This is a genomic window from Exiguobacterium sp. SH0S2, assembly GCF_004337185.1.
GTDB lineage: Bacteria > Bacillota > Bacilli > Exiguobacteriales > Exiguobacteriaceae > Exiguobacterium > Exiguobacterium aurantiacum_A.
The window spans coordinates 223500-238978 of the sequence record NZ_SJVB01000004.1; the positions used below are offsets into that span (position 1 = coordinate 223500).

Annotated in this window: 17 protein-coding genes and 1 riboswitch; of the genes, 10 read left to right on the top strand and 7 right to left on the bottom strand. The window is 54.3% G+C overall.

Annotation, left to right across the window (positions count from 1 at the left end; genetic code table 11):
• Window positions 1–218: 218 nt before the first annotated feature.
• The gene (locus EVJ21_RS11640) at window positions 219–1508 is read right to left on the bottom strand and encodes an NCS2 family permease (protein ID WP_131490588.1); all 1290 of its coding nucleotides are present in this window, start codon (window positions 1506–1508) and stop codon (window positions 219–221) included.
• Window positions 1509–1744: 236 nt separating this feature from the next.
• Between EVJ21_RS11640 and EVJ21_RS11645 the strand changes: the two genes are divergently transcribed.
• The 5 genes from EVJ21_RS11645 to EVJ21_RS11665 all read left to right on the top strand — a co-directional run bounded on the left by EVJ21_RS11645 (window position 1745) and on the right by EVJ21_RS11665 (window position 4559).
• Window positions 1745–1978, top strand: a complete 234-nt coding sequence (locus EVJ21_RS11645; protein WP_131444158.1) for a hypothetical protein — start codon at window positions 1745–1747, stop codon at window positions 1976–1978.
• Between the two features lie 11 nt (window positions 1979–1989).
• Entirely contained in the window at window positions 1990–2949 is a 960-nt protein-coding gene (locus EVJ21_RS11650; RefSeq protein WP_131490589.1) for a LacI family DNA-binding transcriptional regulator, read from the top strand.
• 67 nt (window positions 2950–3016) lie between these two features.
• Window positions 3017–3301 carry a HesB/YadR/YfhF family protein gene (locus EVJ21_RS11655; RefSeq protein ID WP_016507928.1) on the top strand — a complete coding sequence of 95 codons (285 nt, stop codon included), beginning with the start codon at window positions 3017–3019 and terminating at the stop codon, window positions 3299–3301.
• Window positions 3302–3397: 96 nt separating this feature from the next.
• Window positions 3398–3532, top strand: a complete 135-nt coding sequence (locus tag EVJ21_RS15565) for a hypothetical protein (protein ID WP_016507966.1) — start codon at window positions 3398–3400, stop codon at window positions 3530–3532.
• Between the two features lie 97 nt (window positions 3533–3629).
• On the top strand, window positions 3630–4559 hold the full coding sequence (locus EVJ21_RS11665; protein ID WP_131465941.1) for a manganese-dependent inorganic pyrophosphatase: 930 nt from the start codon (window positions 3630–3632) through the stop codon (window positions 4557–4559).
• A gap of 46 nt (window positions 4560–4605) precedes the next feature.
• Here EVJ21_RS11665 and EVJ21_RS11670 read toward each other — a convergent pair whose 3' ends face one another.
• From EVJ21_RS11670 to EVJ21_RS11680, 3 genes are read right to left on the bottom strand one after another with little or no spacing between them, the layout of a single operon-like run.
• Window positions 4606–5727 carry a DUF418 domain-containing protein gene (locus EVJ21_RS11670; RefSeq protein ID WP_131490591.1) on the bottom strand — a complete coding sequence of 374 codons (1122 nt, stop codon included), beginning with the start codon at window positions 5725–5727 and terminating at the stop codon, window positions 4606–4608.
• 21 nt (window positions 5728–5748) lie between these two features.
• Window positions 5749–7302 carry an ABC-F family ATP-binding cassette domain-containing protein gene (locus EVJ21_RS11675; protein WP_070328340.1) on the bottom strand — a complete coding sequence of 518 codons (1554 nt, stop codon included), beginning with the start codon at window positions 7300–7302 and terminating at the stop codon, window positions 5749–5751.
• A 60-nt stretch (window positions 7303–7362) separates the two neighbouring features.
• Window positions 7363–7971 (bottom strand): NAD(P)-dependent oxidoreductase, encoded by a 609-nt coding sequence (locus EVJ21_RS11680; protein ID WP_070328339.1) that lies wholly within the window; start codon window positions 7969–7971, stop codon window positions 7363–7365.
• 132 nt (window positions 7972–8103) lie between these two features.
• A riboswitch (purine riboswitch) is annotated at window positions 8104–8205 on the top strand.
• Between the two features lie 78 nt (window positions 8206–8283).
• Between EVJ21_RS11680 and EVJ21_RS11685 the strand changes: the two genes are divergently transcribed.
• The 4 genes from EVJ21_RS11685 to EVJ21_RS11700 are packed head-to-tail and all read left to right on the top strand — an operon-like array spanning window position 8284 to window position 11236.
• The gene (locus EVJ21_RS11685) at window positions 8284–8865 is read left to right on the top strand and encodes a xanthine phosphoribosyltransferase (RefSeq protein WP_131465946.1); all 582 of its coding nucleotides are present in this window, start codon (window positions 8284–8286) and stop codon (window positions 8863–8865) included.
• The gene (locus EVJ21_RS11690) at window positions 8862–10166 is read left to right on the top strand and encodes a nucleobase:cation symporter-2 family protein (protein ID WP_131490592.1); all 1305 of its coding nucleotides are present in this window, start codon (window positions 8862–8864) and stop codon (window positions 10164–10166) included. Before EVJ21_RS11685 ends, EVJ21_RS11690 begins: the two co-directional genes overlap by 4 nt.
• A 33-nt stretch (window positions 10167–10199) precedes the next feature.
• Window positions 10200–10847 (top strand): NAD(P)H-binding protein, encoded by a 648-nt coding sequence (locus EVJ21_RS11695; protein WP_131490593.1) that lies wholly within the window; start codon window positions 10200–10202, stop codon window positions 10845–10847.
• Window positions 10844–11236: an RDD family protein gene (locus EVJ21_RS11700; protein WP_131490594.1), complete on the top strand. Its 393-nt coding sequence runs from the start codon at window positions 10844–10846 to the stop codon at window positions 11234–11236. The genes EVJ21_RS11695 and EVJ21_RS11700 overlap by 4 nt, the downstream gene beginning before the upstream one ends.
• Window positions 11237–11261: 25 nt before the next feature.
• Here the strand turns inward: EVJ21_RS11700 and EVJ21_RS11705 are convergent, their stop codons facing one another.
• Window positions 11262–12527 carry a purine/pyrimidine permease gene (locus EVJ21_RS11705; protein ID WP_071398849.1) on the bottom strand — a complete coding sequence of 422 codons (1266 nt, stop codon included), beginning with the start codon at window positions 12525–12527 and terminating at the stop codon, window positions 11262–11264.
• A gap of 75 nt (window positions 12528–12602) precedes the next feature.
• Here EVJ21_RS11705 and EVJ21_RS11710 point away from each other — a divergent pair, with 75 nt between their 5' ends.
• Window positions 12603–13307, top strand: a complete 705-nt coding sequence (locus tag EVJ21_RS11710; protein ID WP_131490595.1) for an alpha/beta hydrolase — start codon at window positions 12603–12605, stop codon at window positions 13305–13307.
• Window positions 13308–13339: 32 nt separating this feature from the next.
• Here EVJ21_RS11710 and EVJ21_RS11715 read toward each other — a convergent pair whose 3' ends face one another.
• Together EVJ21_RS11715 and EVJ21_RS11720 are read right to left on the bottom strand one after the other, a co-directional pair.
• On the bottom strand, window positions 13340–14521 hold the full coding sequence (locus EVJ21_RS11715; RefSeq protein ID WP_236636586.1) for an MFS transporter: 1182 nt from the start codon (window positions 14519–14521) through the stop codon (window positions 13340–13342).
• Window positions 14522–14636: 115 nt separating this feature from the next.
• Window positions 14637–15428 (bottom strand): endonuclease/exonuclease/phosphatase family protein, encoded by a 792-nt coding sequence (locus tag EVJ21_RS11720; protein WP_070328331.1) that lies wholly within the window; start codon window positions 15426–15428, stop codon window positions 14637–14639.
• Window positions 15429–15479: the final 51 nt, after the last annotated feature.

Genomic DNA, 15479 nt, shown 5'->3' on the forward strand with positions numbered 1-15479 from the left:
TTTTAGTCAAATTCGAAAACGGTTTCACAGTTATTATTCCATAACAAATGAGCACAAAACAGAAAAATGGAATCATTTTCTCAAAAAAATGTAAAATACTGTCTAATTGAGAACTAAATGATAATGAATACATATTCATGAAGAAACTGCTATACGACAGTGATTCCCTGATTAATAACAGAAAAACCCTCGTCGGGAACGAGGGTTAAAGTAAAGTATTATAGGAAAAACATTTCCAAAATAAACAATCCGGCGAACAAGTAGATGAGCGGGTGGACCGTCTCTTTGTTCATCGCCTTGAAGATCGGGTAGAGGATGAAGCCGAAGGCGATCCCACGTTCGATACTGCCTGAGAGCGGCATGATGAGGATCGTCATGAACGCCGGGAAGTATTCACTGAAATCTGTCCAATCGATATAGCGGACGTTCGTCAGCATGAGTGCGCCGACGATGATGAGGGCCGGCGCCGTGATGGCGGCGACACCTGAGATCGCACCGATGAGCGGACTAAAGAACAACGTGAGACCGAACAAGCCGGCGACGACGGCTGTCGTCAGTCCGGTCCGTCCACCTTGGGCGACACCTGCGGCCGACTCGATGTAGGCCGTCGATGGACTCGTTCCGACGAGTGAGCCCCCCATCGTTGCGAGTGAATCAGCGAACAAGGCCCGGTGCCCGTTCTCGATCGTCCCGTCTTCTTTCAACAAACCGGCTTGCTTGCCGACACCGACGAGCGTTCCCGTCGTGTCGAACAACGTGACGAGGAAGAACGACAATACGGCCCCGAATAAGCCATATTGGATGACGTCAGAGAAAGCGGTGAGCGGGTTGACCATCAACCCTTCCGGTAGCGTCGGCATCGCCGTCACGCCTTCGATTTTCAATAGACCCATGAAGTAGGCCGCGATCCCTGTGAGCACCATCCCGATAAGAAGGGAACCCGGGACGTTACGTGAGAACAGAAGCGCCGAGACGATCAGCCCACCGAGGACGAGCAAGACGCTCGGTGACGACAACTCCCCGAGACGGACGAGGTTCGCTTCATCCGCGACGATGAGTCCAGACAGCTTCAAGCCGAGCGAAGCGATGAACAACCCGATACCGGTCGTGATGGCGTGCTTCAATGAAGCGGGGATCGCTTGAATCAGTTTCGTCCGGATCGGTGACAGCGACAAGATCAGGAAGAAGACCGACGAGACGAAGACGACGCCGAGCGCGGCTTCGGGTGCAATCTGTTGTTGCGCGACGAGTGTATAGGCGAAGAAGGCGTTCAAGCCCATCCCAGGTGCGACCGCGATCGGCAGGTTGGCATAGAACGCCATCAATCCGGTTCCGATCAAGATGGCGATGATGGTCGCCGTGAACGCCTGGGCGAACGGAATGCCTGCGTCGGATAAAATCGCCGGGTTGACGACCGAGATGTAGGCCATCGTGACGAACGTCGTGATGCCGGCCATCACTTCTTGTTTAACGTTCGTTCCCTGTTGCTGTAAACGGAATAAGTTCATTAGAAAGACTCCTTATAAGTAGTAATTTCCGAACATTAACTGTCCGGTAAAGTGGAATACACGTTATCAACTTGTTGACTATACGAAATCGAATCGACATCGTCAATGATTTCGAGTTAAAAAACTAAAAAATTTCTCATTTTAGCGTTTAATGTTCGGAATTAGAGATTATTACTAAAGTGCTTGCTCTGAAACGCGTTTCAGAATGTACGGTAGAGTCAAAGGAGGGAAGCCTGATGAATCCGACGACGTGGAAGGCTTGGTGTAGCGGGATCGTCTATGAACTGGTCATCAATCAATTGTACACACCGTTCGGACGCATGTTGTGCGCCCAGTTTCAAGATGAGTTTCTTCATTTATCCGTCGAAGAACGGTTTCGTCTCGCCCAAGCGATTCGGCGACAAGTGATGGCAAGAGATGACAGTCGGTCAGTAGAATGGGTACACTATATGGAAAGACTGACAGATTGAGGTGAGGCGGGATGGCGAACATTCGAGATATCGCGAAACAAGCGGACGTGTCGGTGACGACGGTCTCGCGGGTGATTAATGAACATCCATACGTTTCAAAAGAAAAGCGACAGCGTGTCCATGCGGCGATGGCAGAGCTTGGCTATTTACGGAATCAGCAGGCGCTGACGCTGTCGACTGGGCGCACGCAGCGATTCGTCGTCGTGTTGCCGTATATGGACCATCCGTACTACGGACTGTTCGTCAACGGACTCGCGAAAGCGGCGCTCGTGAAAGGGTATCGTCTCGTCATGTGGCAGACCGAGTACAAGCTTGATCAAGAGCGGCAAGCACTCGACTTACTGAAGCATCGTGAAGTCGATGGGGCAATTCTGTTGTCGCATGCGATGTCGTTCGAAGAATTGGAGACGTACCGTAGTTTCGGCCCGATCTCGGTCGCGACGGTCGGTGCGCCTGAGACGATTTCCTCGGTCCATGTCGACCATTACGCGGCGTTCGTCGCCGGATTGCATGTGTTAACGCAAGCCGGCTATGAGGATATCGGTATCGTCTTATCGCGGCAGTCTAGTCCGAGCTCAATCGCGCGTCAGCGGGCCTACTTCGATGAAGTGGCGTCCGCGCGTGAGCGATGGGTATGGACCGGTTACTTGACGAGTGAAGACGGGATCCGCTTAGCGGCAGAGTTCCTTCAACGAAAAGAGCGTTCCCGCGCGCTCTTTTTGTCGTCCGATTACGTCGCGCTCGGTTTTTTAGGGGAGATGCGCCGGCGTGGCGTCCGCATACCGGAAGACGTCGCCATCCTCGGGTTTGACGGCCACCCAATCAGCCAGGCGTTCGGTTTATCGACGATGCACGCGCCGCATGAAGAAATCGGTCGCGCCTTGTTCGACGTGACGTTCGATGAGATGGACGGCGGTGCGGTTAGGACGCAAAGTCTGACCGTCACGTATCTTTCGGGCACGACACTCTAGGCAACTTCCTCGCTCGCTTTTTGAGAAACGATTAGAATGAAGACAGAAGTCGAGAGGAGGATGTTACATGAAGATCAACGTGACGGAAGAAGCACTCCAATTTTTTAAAGACGAAATGGAAGTCGAGGCGGGACAGACGGTTCGTCTGTTCGCCAAATACGGGGGTTCGACTGATTTGACGCACGGGTTCTCGGTCGGTGTCATCACAGAAGAGATCGATAACGCCGTCGTCGAGACGAACGCAGATGGAATTCGTTTCGTCGTCGCCGAGCAGGACGAATGGTTGTTCCAAGGACAAGACGTCAACGTCGAGATCCGCGGGGATGAAGTCGTGTTCGTCCAAGCTGACTGACATGACAGTTTGTTTACGGATGTGAGACATCCGTTTGACCGCGTCAACCTCGGGGAACAGTCTACGACAAGACTCAGTACCGAAAGGATGAGACAGATGTCAGACAAAGACAAACGTGAACAAGAAGAACAAGAGAAGTTGAACCGGGACCAACCGGATATCTCGCACGAAGAAGATTCAAAAGGTGATCATTCGGACCTCGAAGAGACAGACGAAGACGAACAATCGTGAAGAGCCGAGTCTAGGCTCTTTTTGTTTTGGAATTGAAAGAATGGGGATTGACGGTATAATGGATAAGGGAAAACTACAACAGTGAGGAGAATGCATCATGAGTACAGTACTTGTCTTCGGACATAAAAATCCAGATACGGATACAATCTGTTCGGCGCTCGCTTACGCTGAACTGAAAAAGAAATTAGGCATGGACGCCGAGGCGGTCCGTCTCGGTGAGGTGAACGGGGAGACGCAATACGCGCTCGACCACTTCCGTGTCAAGGCGCCGCGCCTCGTCGAACGTGTATCGGACGAAACGAGCTCGGTCATCTTGGTAGACCATAACGAGTTCCAACAAAGTGCGCCCGACATTGCTGACGTACGCATTTTAGAAGTCGTCGATCACCACCGTATCGCTAACTTCCAAACGGCAGACGCACTCTACTACCGGGCGGAGCCGGTTGGCTGCACGGCGACGATCTTGCTCAAGCTGTACAAAGAACACGGTGTCGAAATCGCATCTGACATGGCCGGATTGATGCTATCGGCGATCATCTCGGACTCGCTCTTGTTCAAGTCACCGACATGCACGGACGAGGATGTCAAAGCAGCGAAAGAGCTTGCAGACATCGCCGGAACTGACGTCGAGGCGTACGGTCTCGAAATGTTGAAAGCAGGAGCCGACTTGAGCCAGAAGACGGTGCCTGAACTCATCTCGCTCGACGCGAAAGAGTTCGCGATGGGCGACTACCGCATTGAGATCGCCCAAGTGAACACGGTTGACGCGAACGACGTGTTGAGCCGTAAAAGTGAAGTCGAGGCGGCGATGGCTAAGACGATTGCTGACAAACAGCTCGACTTGTTCGTCTTCGCCATCACGAACATCTTGACGAATGATTCAGAAGCACTCGTTGTCGGTGCGAAGCATGATTTGTTCGAACAAGCGTTCAACGTCGAACTGTTAGACGGCCTTGCGACACTTCCTGGCGTCGTATCACGTAAAAAACAAATCGTTCCTGTGTTGACAGCAGCGGCGACGAACTAAGAAATGAGAAAGGCTCGAAGCGAGATGCTTCGAGCCTTTCTGCATGCTATGATACTTTCTTCTGAATCCCGTACGTCCCGATCCGCCATAACTTCTCGAACGGTCCGTAGCGATGCGATTTGAGCCACCACATCGAGAAGAACGTTTGGGCAATCAAAATCGCGATGCTCAAGAACAATCCTTCAGTGAGCGACAGACGTCCGTAATACCCGAGCGCGATGACGGGAAGGACGACGACGAGCGTGTGCGTCAAGTAGTTCGTCAGCGCCATCCGGCCGAGCGCCTGGAGCGGACGGAATGTGAGTCCTTTCCGGACGGCGACGGTGAACAGACAGACGTACGTCGTCGCGAGCAGTTTTCCGGAGATGAGGACGGCTGCTAGATTCGTCCAGTAGTAATCGCCGCCGCCGTAACGATGCCAAAGGATGACCCCGAAAAACGGCAAGGCGAGAACACTGCAAATGATGGCCGTCCGCGTCAATCCTTGAAGCGTCCATGTGAGCAGCTTCCGCTCACGCCCGATATAGAGACCGAATAAGAATAGGCAAAAGATTTCAATCCCGACAAGCAGAGAGTTTGAGATCGCGCTAAAGATCTCGACGTCGAGCCGGTAATCGAACCAAGCACCAAAACCGGCGTTATACGCGGTCGGGAACGGATAGCCGGGATTGAAATACCCCGTCGTCCACTCCATCAAGACAGATGAGCCATAGAACAAGAGAAAACTCCCGATCAACAAACTCCACGCCCACGTCAAAATCGCGCGGTTGCTCAATCCATAAAACAAGGGGAGCAACAACCCCCACATCGCATACGTATGTAAGATGTCACCCGACCAGATGGCCAGGTGAGCAAGTCCGAACAAGAAAAGGATGACGATGCGTCGGACATAGCGGCTCGCCGAGTCCCCACGCGCGTACGAACGCTCGAGAAAAATCGAGAAGCCGATGCCGAACAGTAAAGAGAAAATTGTATAGAACTTCGTCTGGATGAACAAGTCGAACAGTGTCCTTACGACGAGGTCACTGCCTTCATACATCGGTTTACCGAAGATCCAGTCGCTCCCGAGCATGCTCGGGATGTTGACGAGGAAGATGCCGCACAGGGCAAACCCTCGAATGATGTCATAGAGAACGATGCGTTCGTTCAATTGGATTGGGCCTGTCATGCGACACTTCCTCTACACGTTTTAGAATACTTTTGTCGTCCACGATTCGCAGTTCCAGACGTCGGTGACGATGTCTTGGTAGAACTCCGGTTCGTGACTGATGAGCAAGATGCTGCCTTTATACTCTTTCAACGCACGCTTCAACTCTTCTTTCGCGTCGACGTCCAAGTGGTTCGTCGGCTCATCGAAAAGAAGTAAGTTTGACTCGTTGTTTTGGAGCTTACAGAGGCGGACTTTCGCCTTCTCGCCACCACTGAGGACGGCAATTTTACTTTCGATATGTTTCGTCATGAGACCACACTTCGCGAGCATGGCCCGGACTTGTTGCTGGTTGAGCGACGGGAACTCGCTCCAGATCTCTTCGATACACGTGTTGTTGCTGACGGCCGCTTCTTGTTCGAAGTAGCCGATCTCTAAGAACTCGCCGCGTTCGACCGTTCCTTCAAGTGGGTTGATCAAGCCGAGCAGACTCTTCAAGAGTGTCGTCTTCCCGATTCCGTTCGCGCCGACGAGGGCGATCTTCTGACCGCGCTCCATCTGCAAGTCGAGCGGACGTGAGAGCGGCTCATCGTAACCGATGACGAGACCTTTCGCGTCAAAGATGAGACGGCCTGACGTGCGCGCCTGCAAGAAACGGAACTCTGGCTTCGGACGTTCCGCGCTCAGCTCGATGACGTCCATCTTGTCGAGTTTCTTTTGACGTGACATCGCCATGTTTCGTGTCGAGACGCGGGCCTTGTTACGGGCGACGAAGTCTTTCAAATCAGCGATTTCCGCTTGTTGGCGTTTATAAGCCGACTCAAGCTGCGACCGTTTCATCTCGTACACTTCCATAAACTTGTCGTAGTCGCCGACGTAACGCGACAAATCTTGGTTCTCCATATGGTAGACCAAGTTGATGACGCTGTTTAAGAACGGGATATCGTGCGAGATCAAGATGAACGCATTGTCGTAGTTCTGGAGGTAACGCTTCAACCACTCGATATGGATCTCATCCAAATAGTTGGTCGGCTCATCGAGGAGGAGGATGTCCGGCTTCTCAAGGAGCAGCTTCGCGAGCAACACTTTTGTCCGTTGTCCACCTGACAGGTCAGCGACATCGCGGTCGAGACCGACGTCTAAAATACCGAGTCCGCGGGCGACTTCTTCGACTTTCGCATCGATGATATAAAAGTCGTTCGAATCGAGCGTCTCTTGCAGTTCGCCGACTTCAGCGAGCATGTCGTCCATCTGTTCAGGTGACGCGTCGCCCATTTCCATGTAGAGTTCGCCGATGCGTGTCTCCATGTCGATCAAGTATTGGAACGCGCTTTTCAACACGTCACGAATCGTCATCCCGCGTGCGAGGACGGCGTGCTGGTCGAGGTAACCGACGCGGACGTTTTTCGCCCACTCGATTTTCCCTTCATCCGGTTGCAGTTTGCGCGTGATGATGTTCATGAACGTCGATTTTCCTTCACCGTTTGCTCCGATGAGGCCGATGTGTTCACCTTTTAATAGACGGAAAGACACGTCATTTAAAATGGCGCGGTCACCGAAACCGTGGCTCAAGTTTTGTACTGTTAATATACTCATAATTCGTATTCGTTCCCTTCAAAGTTGACTATCCGATATTGTAGCATGGATTCAAAAAAATTAGTACGCCAGTCCGACCGACTGCCGGACGAAACTGTTCTCTTCGACCGTGTTCAACATGAACTGGGCGACGTCGGCGCGTGAAATCTGTTTACCGTCGGCAGGGATCCCGTCGATGTCCGTCCGGTACACCGATGTTCGCGGACCGTCCGTCAGTTGCATCGGCCGCACGATCGTGTAGTCGAACGACGAGTTGCGCCACAGGTCGACCGCGGCCCGGTGGTCGCGAAGCGGCTTCCGGAGCATGAACGTCACGACCGTTCCGGCGATCCCGGGAATCTCTTTGTCAATCCCGGCAGACGCGAGGTACAGAATGCGCGTCACATCGTTCGCTTTCATGGCGGGGACGAGTGCATCGGTCACGCTGGCCAAGAAATCGGCGTCACTCAAATCGGTCCCGAGACAGCTGATGACGGCGTCGTGCCCTTTGAGCGCGTCGGTCAACGCCGAACTGTCCGAGACGTCGCCTTCTATGATCTCGAGCTGTGGGGTCGGGATGAGTTTTTTCTGTTCGCGCACGAAGGCGGTCACATGATGGCCGTGCTCGATCGCTTGATCGACAAACTGATGACCGGTCCGGCCGGTGGCACCAAGAACGAATAGCTTCATAATGGATGTGGCTCCTCTCGTTTTTCCAGTATCTTCAGTATACAGCAGTTTCAGAAAAATCGGACTTTTAGCAGTCTTTTCATAAACGGGTTGCAATTTCTACAATCTCGTCTACAATAAACTTTATCTTATATAACTAAAAAGATTCGCACTCGTATATCCGTGAGAATATGGCTCACAAGTCTCTACCGAACCACCGTAAATGGTTCGACTACGGGTGACGCTTGTCGTGTGCATTCTTTGTGTTTTCATGCGGTTCGTCGTCCCCGGGTAGGGGTGACGAATCGCATTTTTTTATTGGAGGGAAACACAATGAAGCAGTTAGAAGACAAAATTAGAGACGAAGGCCGTGCCTTGTCGGACCAAGTATTGAAAGTCGATGCGTTCCTGAACCACCAAGTCGATCCTGAATTGATGCAGGCGATCGGTCGTGAATTCGCAGACCGATTCCGTGATGACCAGATCGACCGAATCGTCACACTCGAATCGAGCGGGATCGCCCCGGCGATGATGACGGCGCTCGAGCTCGGCATCCCGTTCGTGTTCGCTCGCAAACGAAAATCACTCACGCTCCAAGACGACCTCGTCGAAGCGGACGTCTATTCGTTCACGAAACAAGAGACGAACCGCATCAGCTTGAGCCGTCGTTTCGTCCAACCGGATGAGCGTATCCTCGTCATCGATGACTTCCTCGCGAACGGGGAAGCGGCGCTCGGTTTGACGCAGCTCGTCGAGTCGGCCGGTGCGACCGTCGCGGGTGTCGGCATCGTCATCGAGAAGTCGTTCCAGCCAGGACGGGAAAAACTGATCGACAAAGGGTATCGTGTCGAATCACTCGCCCGTATCGCCAAACTTGGAGCAGATAGCATCTCATTCGTAGAGGTGGTCCGATGAACACGTTCAAAACGGCCAGTCTCGGGTTCCAACATCTGCTCGCGATGTACACAGGCGCGGCCATCGTCCCGCTTATCGTCGGTGGGGCCATCGGGCTCGGACCGACTGAGCTCGCGTATCTCGTCGCCATCGATTTGTTCATGTGCGGCGTCGCGACATTGCTTCAAGTATGGACGACCCGCTTCACTGGTGTTGGGCTACCGGTCGTGCTCGGTTGTACGTTCACAGCGGTCGGTCCGATGATCGCCATCGGCAGTTCGAGCGGTATTACAGCGATTTATGGGGCGTTGATTGCGAGCGGTGTCATCGTCATCTTGATTTCAGGCTTCGTCGGCAAACTGGCCCGATTCTTCCCGCCGGTCGTCCTTGGTTCGGTCGTGACGATCATCGGCCTCTCGCTCATCCCGGTCGCCATCAATGATATCGGCGGCGGGACACCGGGTGAGCCTGGTTTCGCTTCAATACAAAACTTGGCGCTCGGCGGATTGACGATCGGTTTGATTCTCGTCTTGAACCGAGTCGGTACCGTGTTCAGTCGGGCGGCAGCGGTCTTGTTCGCCGTCTTGATCGGTACCGGTGTCGCCACGTTCCTCGGTCTCGTCGATTTCAGCCCGGTCCGTGAGGCCGGCTGGTTCCAAATGGTGCAGCCGTTCTACTTCGGGGTGCCGACGTTTGACGTGTCGGCCATTCTCGTCATGACGCTCGTCGCCATCATCTCGATGATCGAATCGACCGGTGTGTTCTTGGCATTGAGTGACATCACGAAAAAACCGATCGGATCAAACGAATTGACGAAAGGGTACCGAGCCGAAGGTGTGGCGACGATCCTCGGCGGGATCTTCAACAGCTTCCCGTACACGACGTTCAGTCAAAACGTCGGACTCGTCCAGCTGTCGGGTGTCAAATCACGTCGTGTCATCTTTTGGACGAGCGGACTTTTGATCTTGCTCGGCTTCTTGCCGAAAGTCGCGACGTTCACGACGCTCATCCCGAAACCGGTGCTCGGTGGGGCGATGCTCGTCATGTTCGGAACGGTCGCCGCGTCGGGGATTCGCATCCTTAGCCAAGTCGATTTTGCGAAAAACGAGAACTTGATCACGATCGCGCTCTCGATCGGCATCGGGCTCGGCATCACAGCCAACCCAGGCATTGTCGCCAATATGCCGGAATCGATCCAACTGTTCACGGATAGCGCCATCGTTGCCGGCTCATTCACAGCCCTGTTCTTAAACGGTTTCTTCCGTCTCGTCGATCGGTTCAGTCCCGACGAGGTCGTTGCCGATGAACGGCAAGTCAGCTAGACTGAAAGGAGTACGTAACAAGGGGGAACTAGGATGGGAAAAACAGCACTCGTTGTCGGCGCGACCGGTTTGATCGGACGCGAGCTCGTCGAGCAGTTGCTCGAACAAGAACGGTATGACGCGGTATGGATCGTCGTCCGCCGCTCGAAACGTTGGAGTCACCCGAAATTACATGAAGTTGTCGGCTTTGAGAAGATGGATGAGACGTTGCCTCACATTGACGATGTGTACTGTGCACTCGGTACGACGATTGCCGTCGCCGGATCGCAGCAGGCGTTCAAACATGTCGACCTCGAGTTGCCGCTCGAAGTCGCGCGTGTCGCGAAACGCCACGGCGCCACACGTTACGCCGTTGTCTCGGCACAAGGTGCGTCATTGCGCTCGCCGTTCTTCTACAACCGAGTGAAAGGCGAACTCGAGAACGGGCTCAAAGTGTTCGGGTTCGAGCACTTGATTATCGCTCGCCCGTCGCTCTTACTCGGCGACCGCGAGTCGTTCCGGCTCGGTGAGAAAGCGGCTGAAGTCGTCAGCCGCCCATTCCAACCACTGTTGCTCGAAAAAGTGCCAAACGCGGCCCCAATCCAAGCGTTACATGTGGCCCGAGCTTTGATCATGGCGGCAGAAGAAGGACAAGGCACGGAAGTGTTAACGTCCGGAATGATGCAGGGAATGAGCCAATGAAGCGAGTGACGAGTAAACGCACGAAAGCCGTCATGATTGACGGTGCCATTGCCGGGCTCCTAAGTTTCGGTGTCGAACAGCTCGTTCGGAAGAAAGTGAAGAGCGAGTTCGTCCACGCGGTCATCACACCGACACTCGTCTCTTATGCGATCGAGGCGTGCCAGATGAGCCGTGGTGGTCAAACGATCGGCTACAAGCTGATGGGTCTCGAACTGAAAAACGATGACGGAACACCGGTCACGGTCGAGCAAGCGTTCAAGCGTGCCCTTCATCGGGACACGTTGACGATTGCGGCTTACTTCAAGGACCGCGAACACTTCGAGGCGGAAGACGGTGCCGTCTTGCCGCACGACAAAGCTTTCCATATGCACGTAACCGAAAAGAACTGACCTCAGGCGCGAGGTCAGTTCTTTTTTAGTCGTGGATTCGGCTTAGGATGGCGGTCGTCAAGGCGACGACCGTCCCGAGGACGAGACCGTTCGAGAACACGGTCGCAAGGAGCGGCGGTAAATCGTTCATCGCTCCAGGCGGGAGCAACATCGCCCCGGCCCCGATGACGAGCGGGAGGCCGACCGTGAGCGACGCCGTCTTTTGGTTCAACTCGAACGCGGCCTCGTTAATCCCGATGATGATCATCGTCGCGATGAGCGGGGTGACGATGGCGTACCCGACCGCGGCCGGGATGCTTGCGATGAGCGACACGAACGGTCCGATCAAAGCGAGCACCATCATCAAGCCGTGCGCGACGAGGTGAGGGGCACGGTGCACGCTCTCCGTTGACGACAAGAAACCGGCTGTCCCAGAGATCGCGACCGGTCCAGGCGTTCCAAACAAACCAGCGACCATCTGACTGACACCGCTGACGACGCCGGACGCGGCGACGTTGCCTTCGACTTGTTGTTTCGTCCGTGAACTGACGATGCGCTCAATCAATTTGATGTTCGCGAGCACGTTTGTCATGAGTAGAAGTGTGATGACGAAAGCGGTCGGAAGTAAGTTCCAATCCCATACCCAAGCGCCGAACGGGAACAGCTCGGGAACGAGGAAGAACGAGTCCGAACGAACGATTGGGTTGCCGAGACCGAGCAGGTTGAACAACCCGAACCCGACGAAAAGCGTCATGACGAGACCGTATTGTTTGAAGCGGCTCCGCTCGAGCGTGAGTGCGAATAAGACGAGCCCGGCTGTCGCGACGGCTTGCACGATATTGATGCCGTCCTCGCTCACACCGAAACCGCCTTTAATGACGGCACCGGATAATTGCAGGACGAGCAAAATCATATAGACGCCGAGCACTTGAGGCGTGAACAGAGACAACATGCGCCGTAGCAGTCCGGTCACGGTCATGACGACGCCGAGCACACCGCTCAAGAACAGCATGAAGCCGAGCGCTTGGAGCGTCTCTTGCCCGCTACCGTAAAGGGCAGGGCCGATCGAGGCATAAAGTGTGAACACACCCCACCAAATGCCGGCCGGTCCTTCTAAGATCGGCAGACGGTGACCGAACAGCGTCTGGATGATGCTGAACAATGCGAAGATGAACAGCGAGCGCGAGATGAACGTCATCGTCTCGGCCGGCGACAGTTCAAATAGGGCGGCGATGGCGAGCGGTGGTACAATGTTGGTAGCTAAAATAAAAATAAACCACTGAATCGTCGTGGTTACAGAACTTTTCGTCATGGTGTCCCCCTGGTATTTCCCTTTTTTACTATTAGTGTACCGTGACGACGAAGTGGATGCAAATGGAGGTATATAATGAAGAGAAAACTGAAGTGGATCGGACTGTCGTTGCTTGCTGTCATCCTTGTCGCCGTGATCGGCTTCGTCGTTTGGACGCAACTGACGTACGGACCGACGGATGAAGCGCTTGGCTATGCGGCTGAAGCTGAACAGGTCGACAACCGACTCGAGTTCGGAGACCCGGCGAGTGAGGTCGGGATTATCTTGTACCCGGGTGCAAAAGTCGATAAAGAGGCGTACGCCTATTACGGGACCAGATTGGCGGAAGCAGGGAACTTTGTCGCCATCCCGTCGCTGCGCTTGAACCTCGGCATCTTAGATATCGATGCGGCGGAAACAATCATCGAGTCACATCCCGATATCGAGCGCTGGTACGTCGCCGGTCATTCGCTCGGCGGTTCGGCCGCCTCGGGCTATGCGCTCGAAAACGAAGATAAAGTCGACGGGGTCATCTTCCTCGCCTCGTATCCGATCAGCTCGATGACGGATAGCGACTTGCGCGTCTTGTCGATCTCGGGTGAATTGGATGGTCTGGCGACACCGGCCGATATCGAGACGAGCCTTGACAGCGTGCCGAGTGACGCCACGTTCCATCAGATCGAAGGTGGCAATCATGCCAACTTTGGGATGTACGGGCCGCAAGACGGGGATAACGACAGCCCGCTCAGCGCAAGAGAACAACTTGATGAGACGATCGATCAAATCGTAGATTGGCTCTAAAAAAACAGCGTGCCCGGGTTCGGGCACGCTGTTTAGCGTTGGTCGAGACGATGACTGAGTGACGTCAAAGCCGCGGTCAGTAAGGCGACGGCGCCACCGACGAGGGCGAGCATCATGACCGGTGCGTTCGCATAGACGAGACCACCAAGAGCAGACCCCATGCCGATGCCGACGTTGCTCGCGACAGGCATGAGTGACGAGGCGAGTCCTTTCGCATCTGGGTTGAACTTCTCGGCCAAATCGATCAAATAAATTTGCGTCGACGTCGTGAGCAGAATCGCCATGAACGACATGAGGGCGATGTTGATGAGACCGAGCGTCACGTTCGACGTCGTCACATAAAGCGCCGCGAGCACGACCGCTTGGATGAGAAAGACGAACCGGAGCCGACCGATCGGGTTATGGCTCGCGATTTTCCCGGCCGCCATGTTGCTGAAGATCGAGATGAAACCGTAGGCGAGCAGGATCGGACTGACCCATGCGACCGGAACGCCGAGCACGCCTTTTAAGATCGGGACGAGATACGTATAGACGACGTACGTCGCACCGAATCCGAAAGCCGGGATGAAGAAGGCGATCAAAATACGCGGATTCGTCAAGAGCCGGAGCTGGTCAGAGATCGATGTCTTCGCGCTCGATAACTGGTTGGGGACGACGCGGTAGACCGCGAATAAGGCGACGACACCGAGTGCGGTCGTCATGAAGAACGTCGCTTCCCAGCCCGCGCGTTGCCCGATGAAAGTCCCGAGCGGAACACCGAACACGTTCGCCATCGTGAAGCCGCCGAAGATGAACGAGACGGCGATGCCGCGCTTCGTCGGCGGTACCGATTCACTGGCGACAAGCATGGCGAGCGAGATGAGCACACCGGTCACGACCGCGGTCACCATGCGTGTTGATAGCAGAAGACCGTAGTTCGGTGCTTGGCTACTCAAGAAATTGAGCACGATGAAGCCGAGCGTGAGTCCGAGCATAAGTCGTCGTTTCGGCATATGGCTCGTGAACGACATCATGAGCGGGGTGCCGATGGCAAAGCTGATGGCGAAGGCGGACACGAGCGTCCCGGCGGTGGCAATCGAGATGGTCAGTCCATCCGCGATATCGGGTAAAATTCCGACAATGACGAACTCACTCGTGCCGAGCACGAACGTGAGCAACGCCAGTGATAAGATGAGCGTCCAGTCGTTGCGACTGAGCGATGGGGTGGTCGTCAAGATGTAATCACTTCTTTCGTTCAAAGGTTGTTAGACATCAGTCGTTTCCAACCATACAGGATTTTTTGGCAAAGCAAAACCCCTTTCTCTCCAGTTCAGAAAGAAAGGGGTTGTCTCATCGCCAAAACGCGGTCGCTTCGACACCGGCATGGTCTGACACGATTGGTCCGTTGTCGCCGTCAAAGACGACGGCGTGACGCGAAACGTGGATCGGGGCGTTCGTCAACATCAAGTCGATGCGAAGCGCCTGCTTGTTCTCGTCCCAACCGGCGATTTTTCCTTGGACGGTCGCATCGCCTTCACGCTCAGCCGCGAGAAAGAACAAGTCTTGAAGACCGTGGTCGATCAAATAGTCGTAGCCTTCACCGCGCAGAAACGCGTCGTTGTTGAAGTCGCCGAGCAGGAGAGCCCGGTCGTCATCTTCGACGCGGCGAAGCAGTTCATCGAGCTGGTGACGAGCCGGTTCGTCCGCATCATGCCACCAACCGAGATGGCACGAGTAGACGGCCGTCGGTTCGTCAGTGCCACTGACGACGGCTTTGACGATTTTTCTAGACTTGTAATCGTTCGGGTCGGTCGTTTGGGAGACAAAGAACGACTCGGTCGAGACGAACGGTGTCCGCGATAAGATCGCGACGCCTTCTTCGTAGATGTCATATCCGTAATGGGCGAAATCCCATGTCATGTAATAGGCGACCCCTTGCTCACGGAGTTTTTCAACGAGGACGTGGGCAAAGTTGTTTTCACGGATGAGACCGTCAATCAGCGGCGCTTCTTTATGTTGGTTCACTTCTTGGAGCGCGATGATGTCATACTCCTCGCTCGCGATCCGTTCCACGATTGAGTCGATTTTCTCTTGTTGCCGATCTTCTAACCAGGCGTGACAGTTGAGCGTCAAAATATTCACAGTAGTCCTCCTTTAGAAAAAACAGGCCAACTCGCACGAGCTGGCCTGTTG

What these genes read in the sequence shown, in the direction of transcription:
- EVJ21_RS11640 (WP_131490588.1), bottom strand. Translation starts at nt 1,508, where the DNA reads ATGAACTTATTCCGTTTACAGCAACAGGGAACGAACGTTAAACAAGAA.
- EVJ21_RS11645 (WP_131444158.1), top strand. Translation starts at nt 1,745, where the DNA reads ATGAATCCGACGACGTGGAAGGCTTGGTGTAGCGGGATCGTCTATGAA.
- EVJ21_RS11650 (WP_131490589.1), top strand. Translation starts at nt 1,990, where the DNA reads ATGGCGAACATTCGAGATATCGCGAAACAAGCGGACGTGTCGGTGACG.
- EVJ21_RS11655 (WP_016507928.1), top strand. Translation starts at nt 3,017, where the DNA reads ATGAAGATCAACGTGACGGAAGAAGCACTCCAATTTTTTAAAGACGAA.
- EVJ21_RS15565 (WP_016507966.1), top strand. Translation starts at nt 3,398, where the DNA reads ATGTCAGACAAAGACAAACGTGAACAAGAAGAACAAGAGAAGTTGAAC.
- EVJ21_RS11665 (WP_131465941.1), top strand. Translation starts at nt 3,630, where the DNA reads ATGAGTACAGTACTTGTCTTCGGACATAAAAATCCAGATACGGATACA.
- EVJ21_RS11670 (WP_131490591.1), bottom strand. Translation starts at nt 5,727, where the DNA reads ATGACAGGCCCAATCCAATTGAACGAACGCATCGTTCTCTATGACATC.
- EVJ21_RS11675 (WP_070328340.1), bottom strand. Translation starts at nt 7,302, where the DNA reads ATGAGTATATTAACAGTACAAAACTTGAGCCACGGTTTCGGTGACCGC.
- EVJ21_RS11680 (WP_070328339.1), bottom strand. Translation starts at nt 7,971, where the DNA reads ATGAAGCTATTCGTTCTTGGTGCCACCGGCCGGACCGGTCATCAGTTT.
- EVJ21_RS11685 (WP_131465946.1), top strand. Translation starts at nt 8,284, where the DNA reads ATGAAGCAGTTAGAAGACAAAATTAGAGACGAAGGCCGTGCCTTGTCG.
- EVJ21_RS11690 (WP_131490592.1), top strand. Translation starts at nt 8,862, where the DNA reads ATGAACACGTTCAAAACGGCCAGTCTCGGGTTCCAACATCTGCTCGCG.
- EVJ21_RS11695 (WP_131490593.1), top strand. Translation starts at nt 10,200, where the DNA reads ATGGGAAAAACAGCACTCGTTGTCGGCGCGACCGGTTTGATCGGACGC.
- EVJ21_RS11700 (WP_131490594.1), top strand. Translation starts at nt 10,844, where the DNA reads ATGAAGCGAGTGACGAGTAAACGCACGAAAGCCGTCATGATTGACGGT.
- EVJ21_RS11705 (WP_071398849.1), bottom strand. Translation starts at nt 12,527, where the DNA reads ATGACGAAAAGTTCTGTAACCACGACGATTCAGTGGTTTATTTTTATT.
- EVJ21_RS11710 (WP_131490595.1), top strand. Translation starts at nt 12,603, where the DNA reads ATGAAGAGAAAACTGAAGTGGATCGGACTGTCGTTGCTTGCTGTCATC.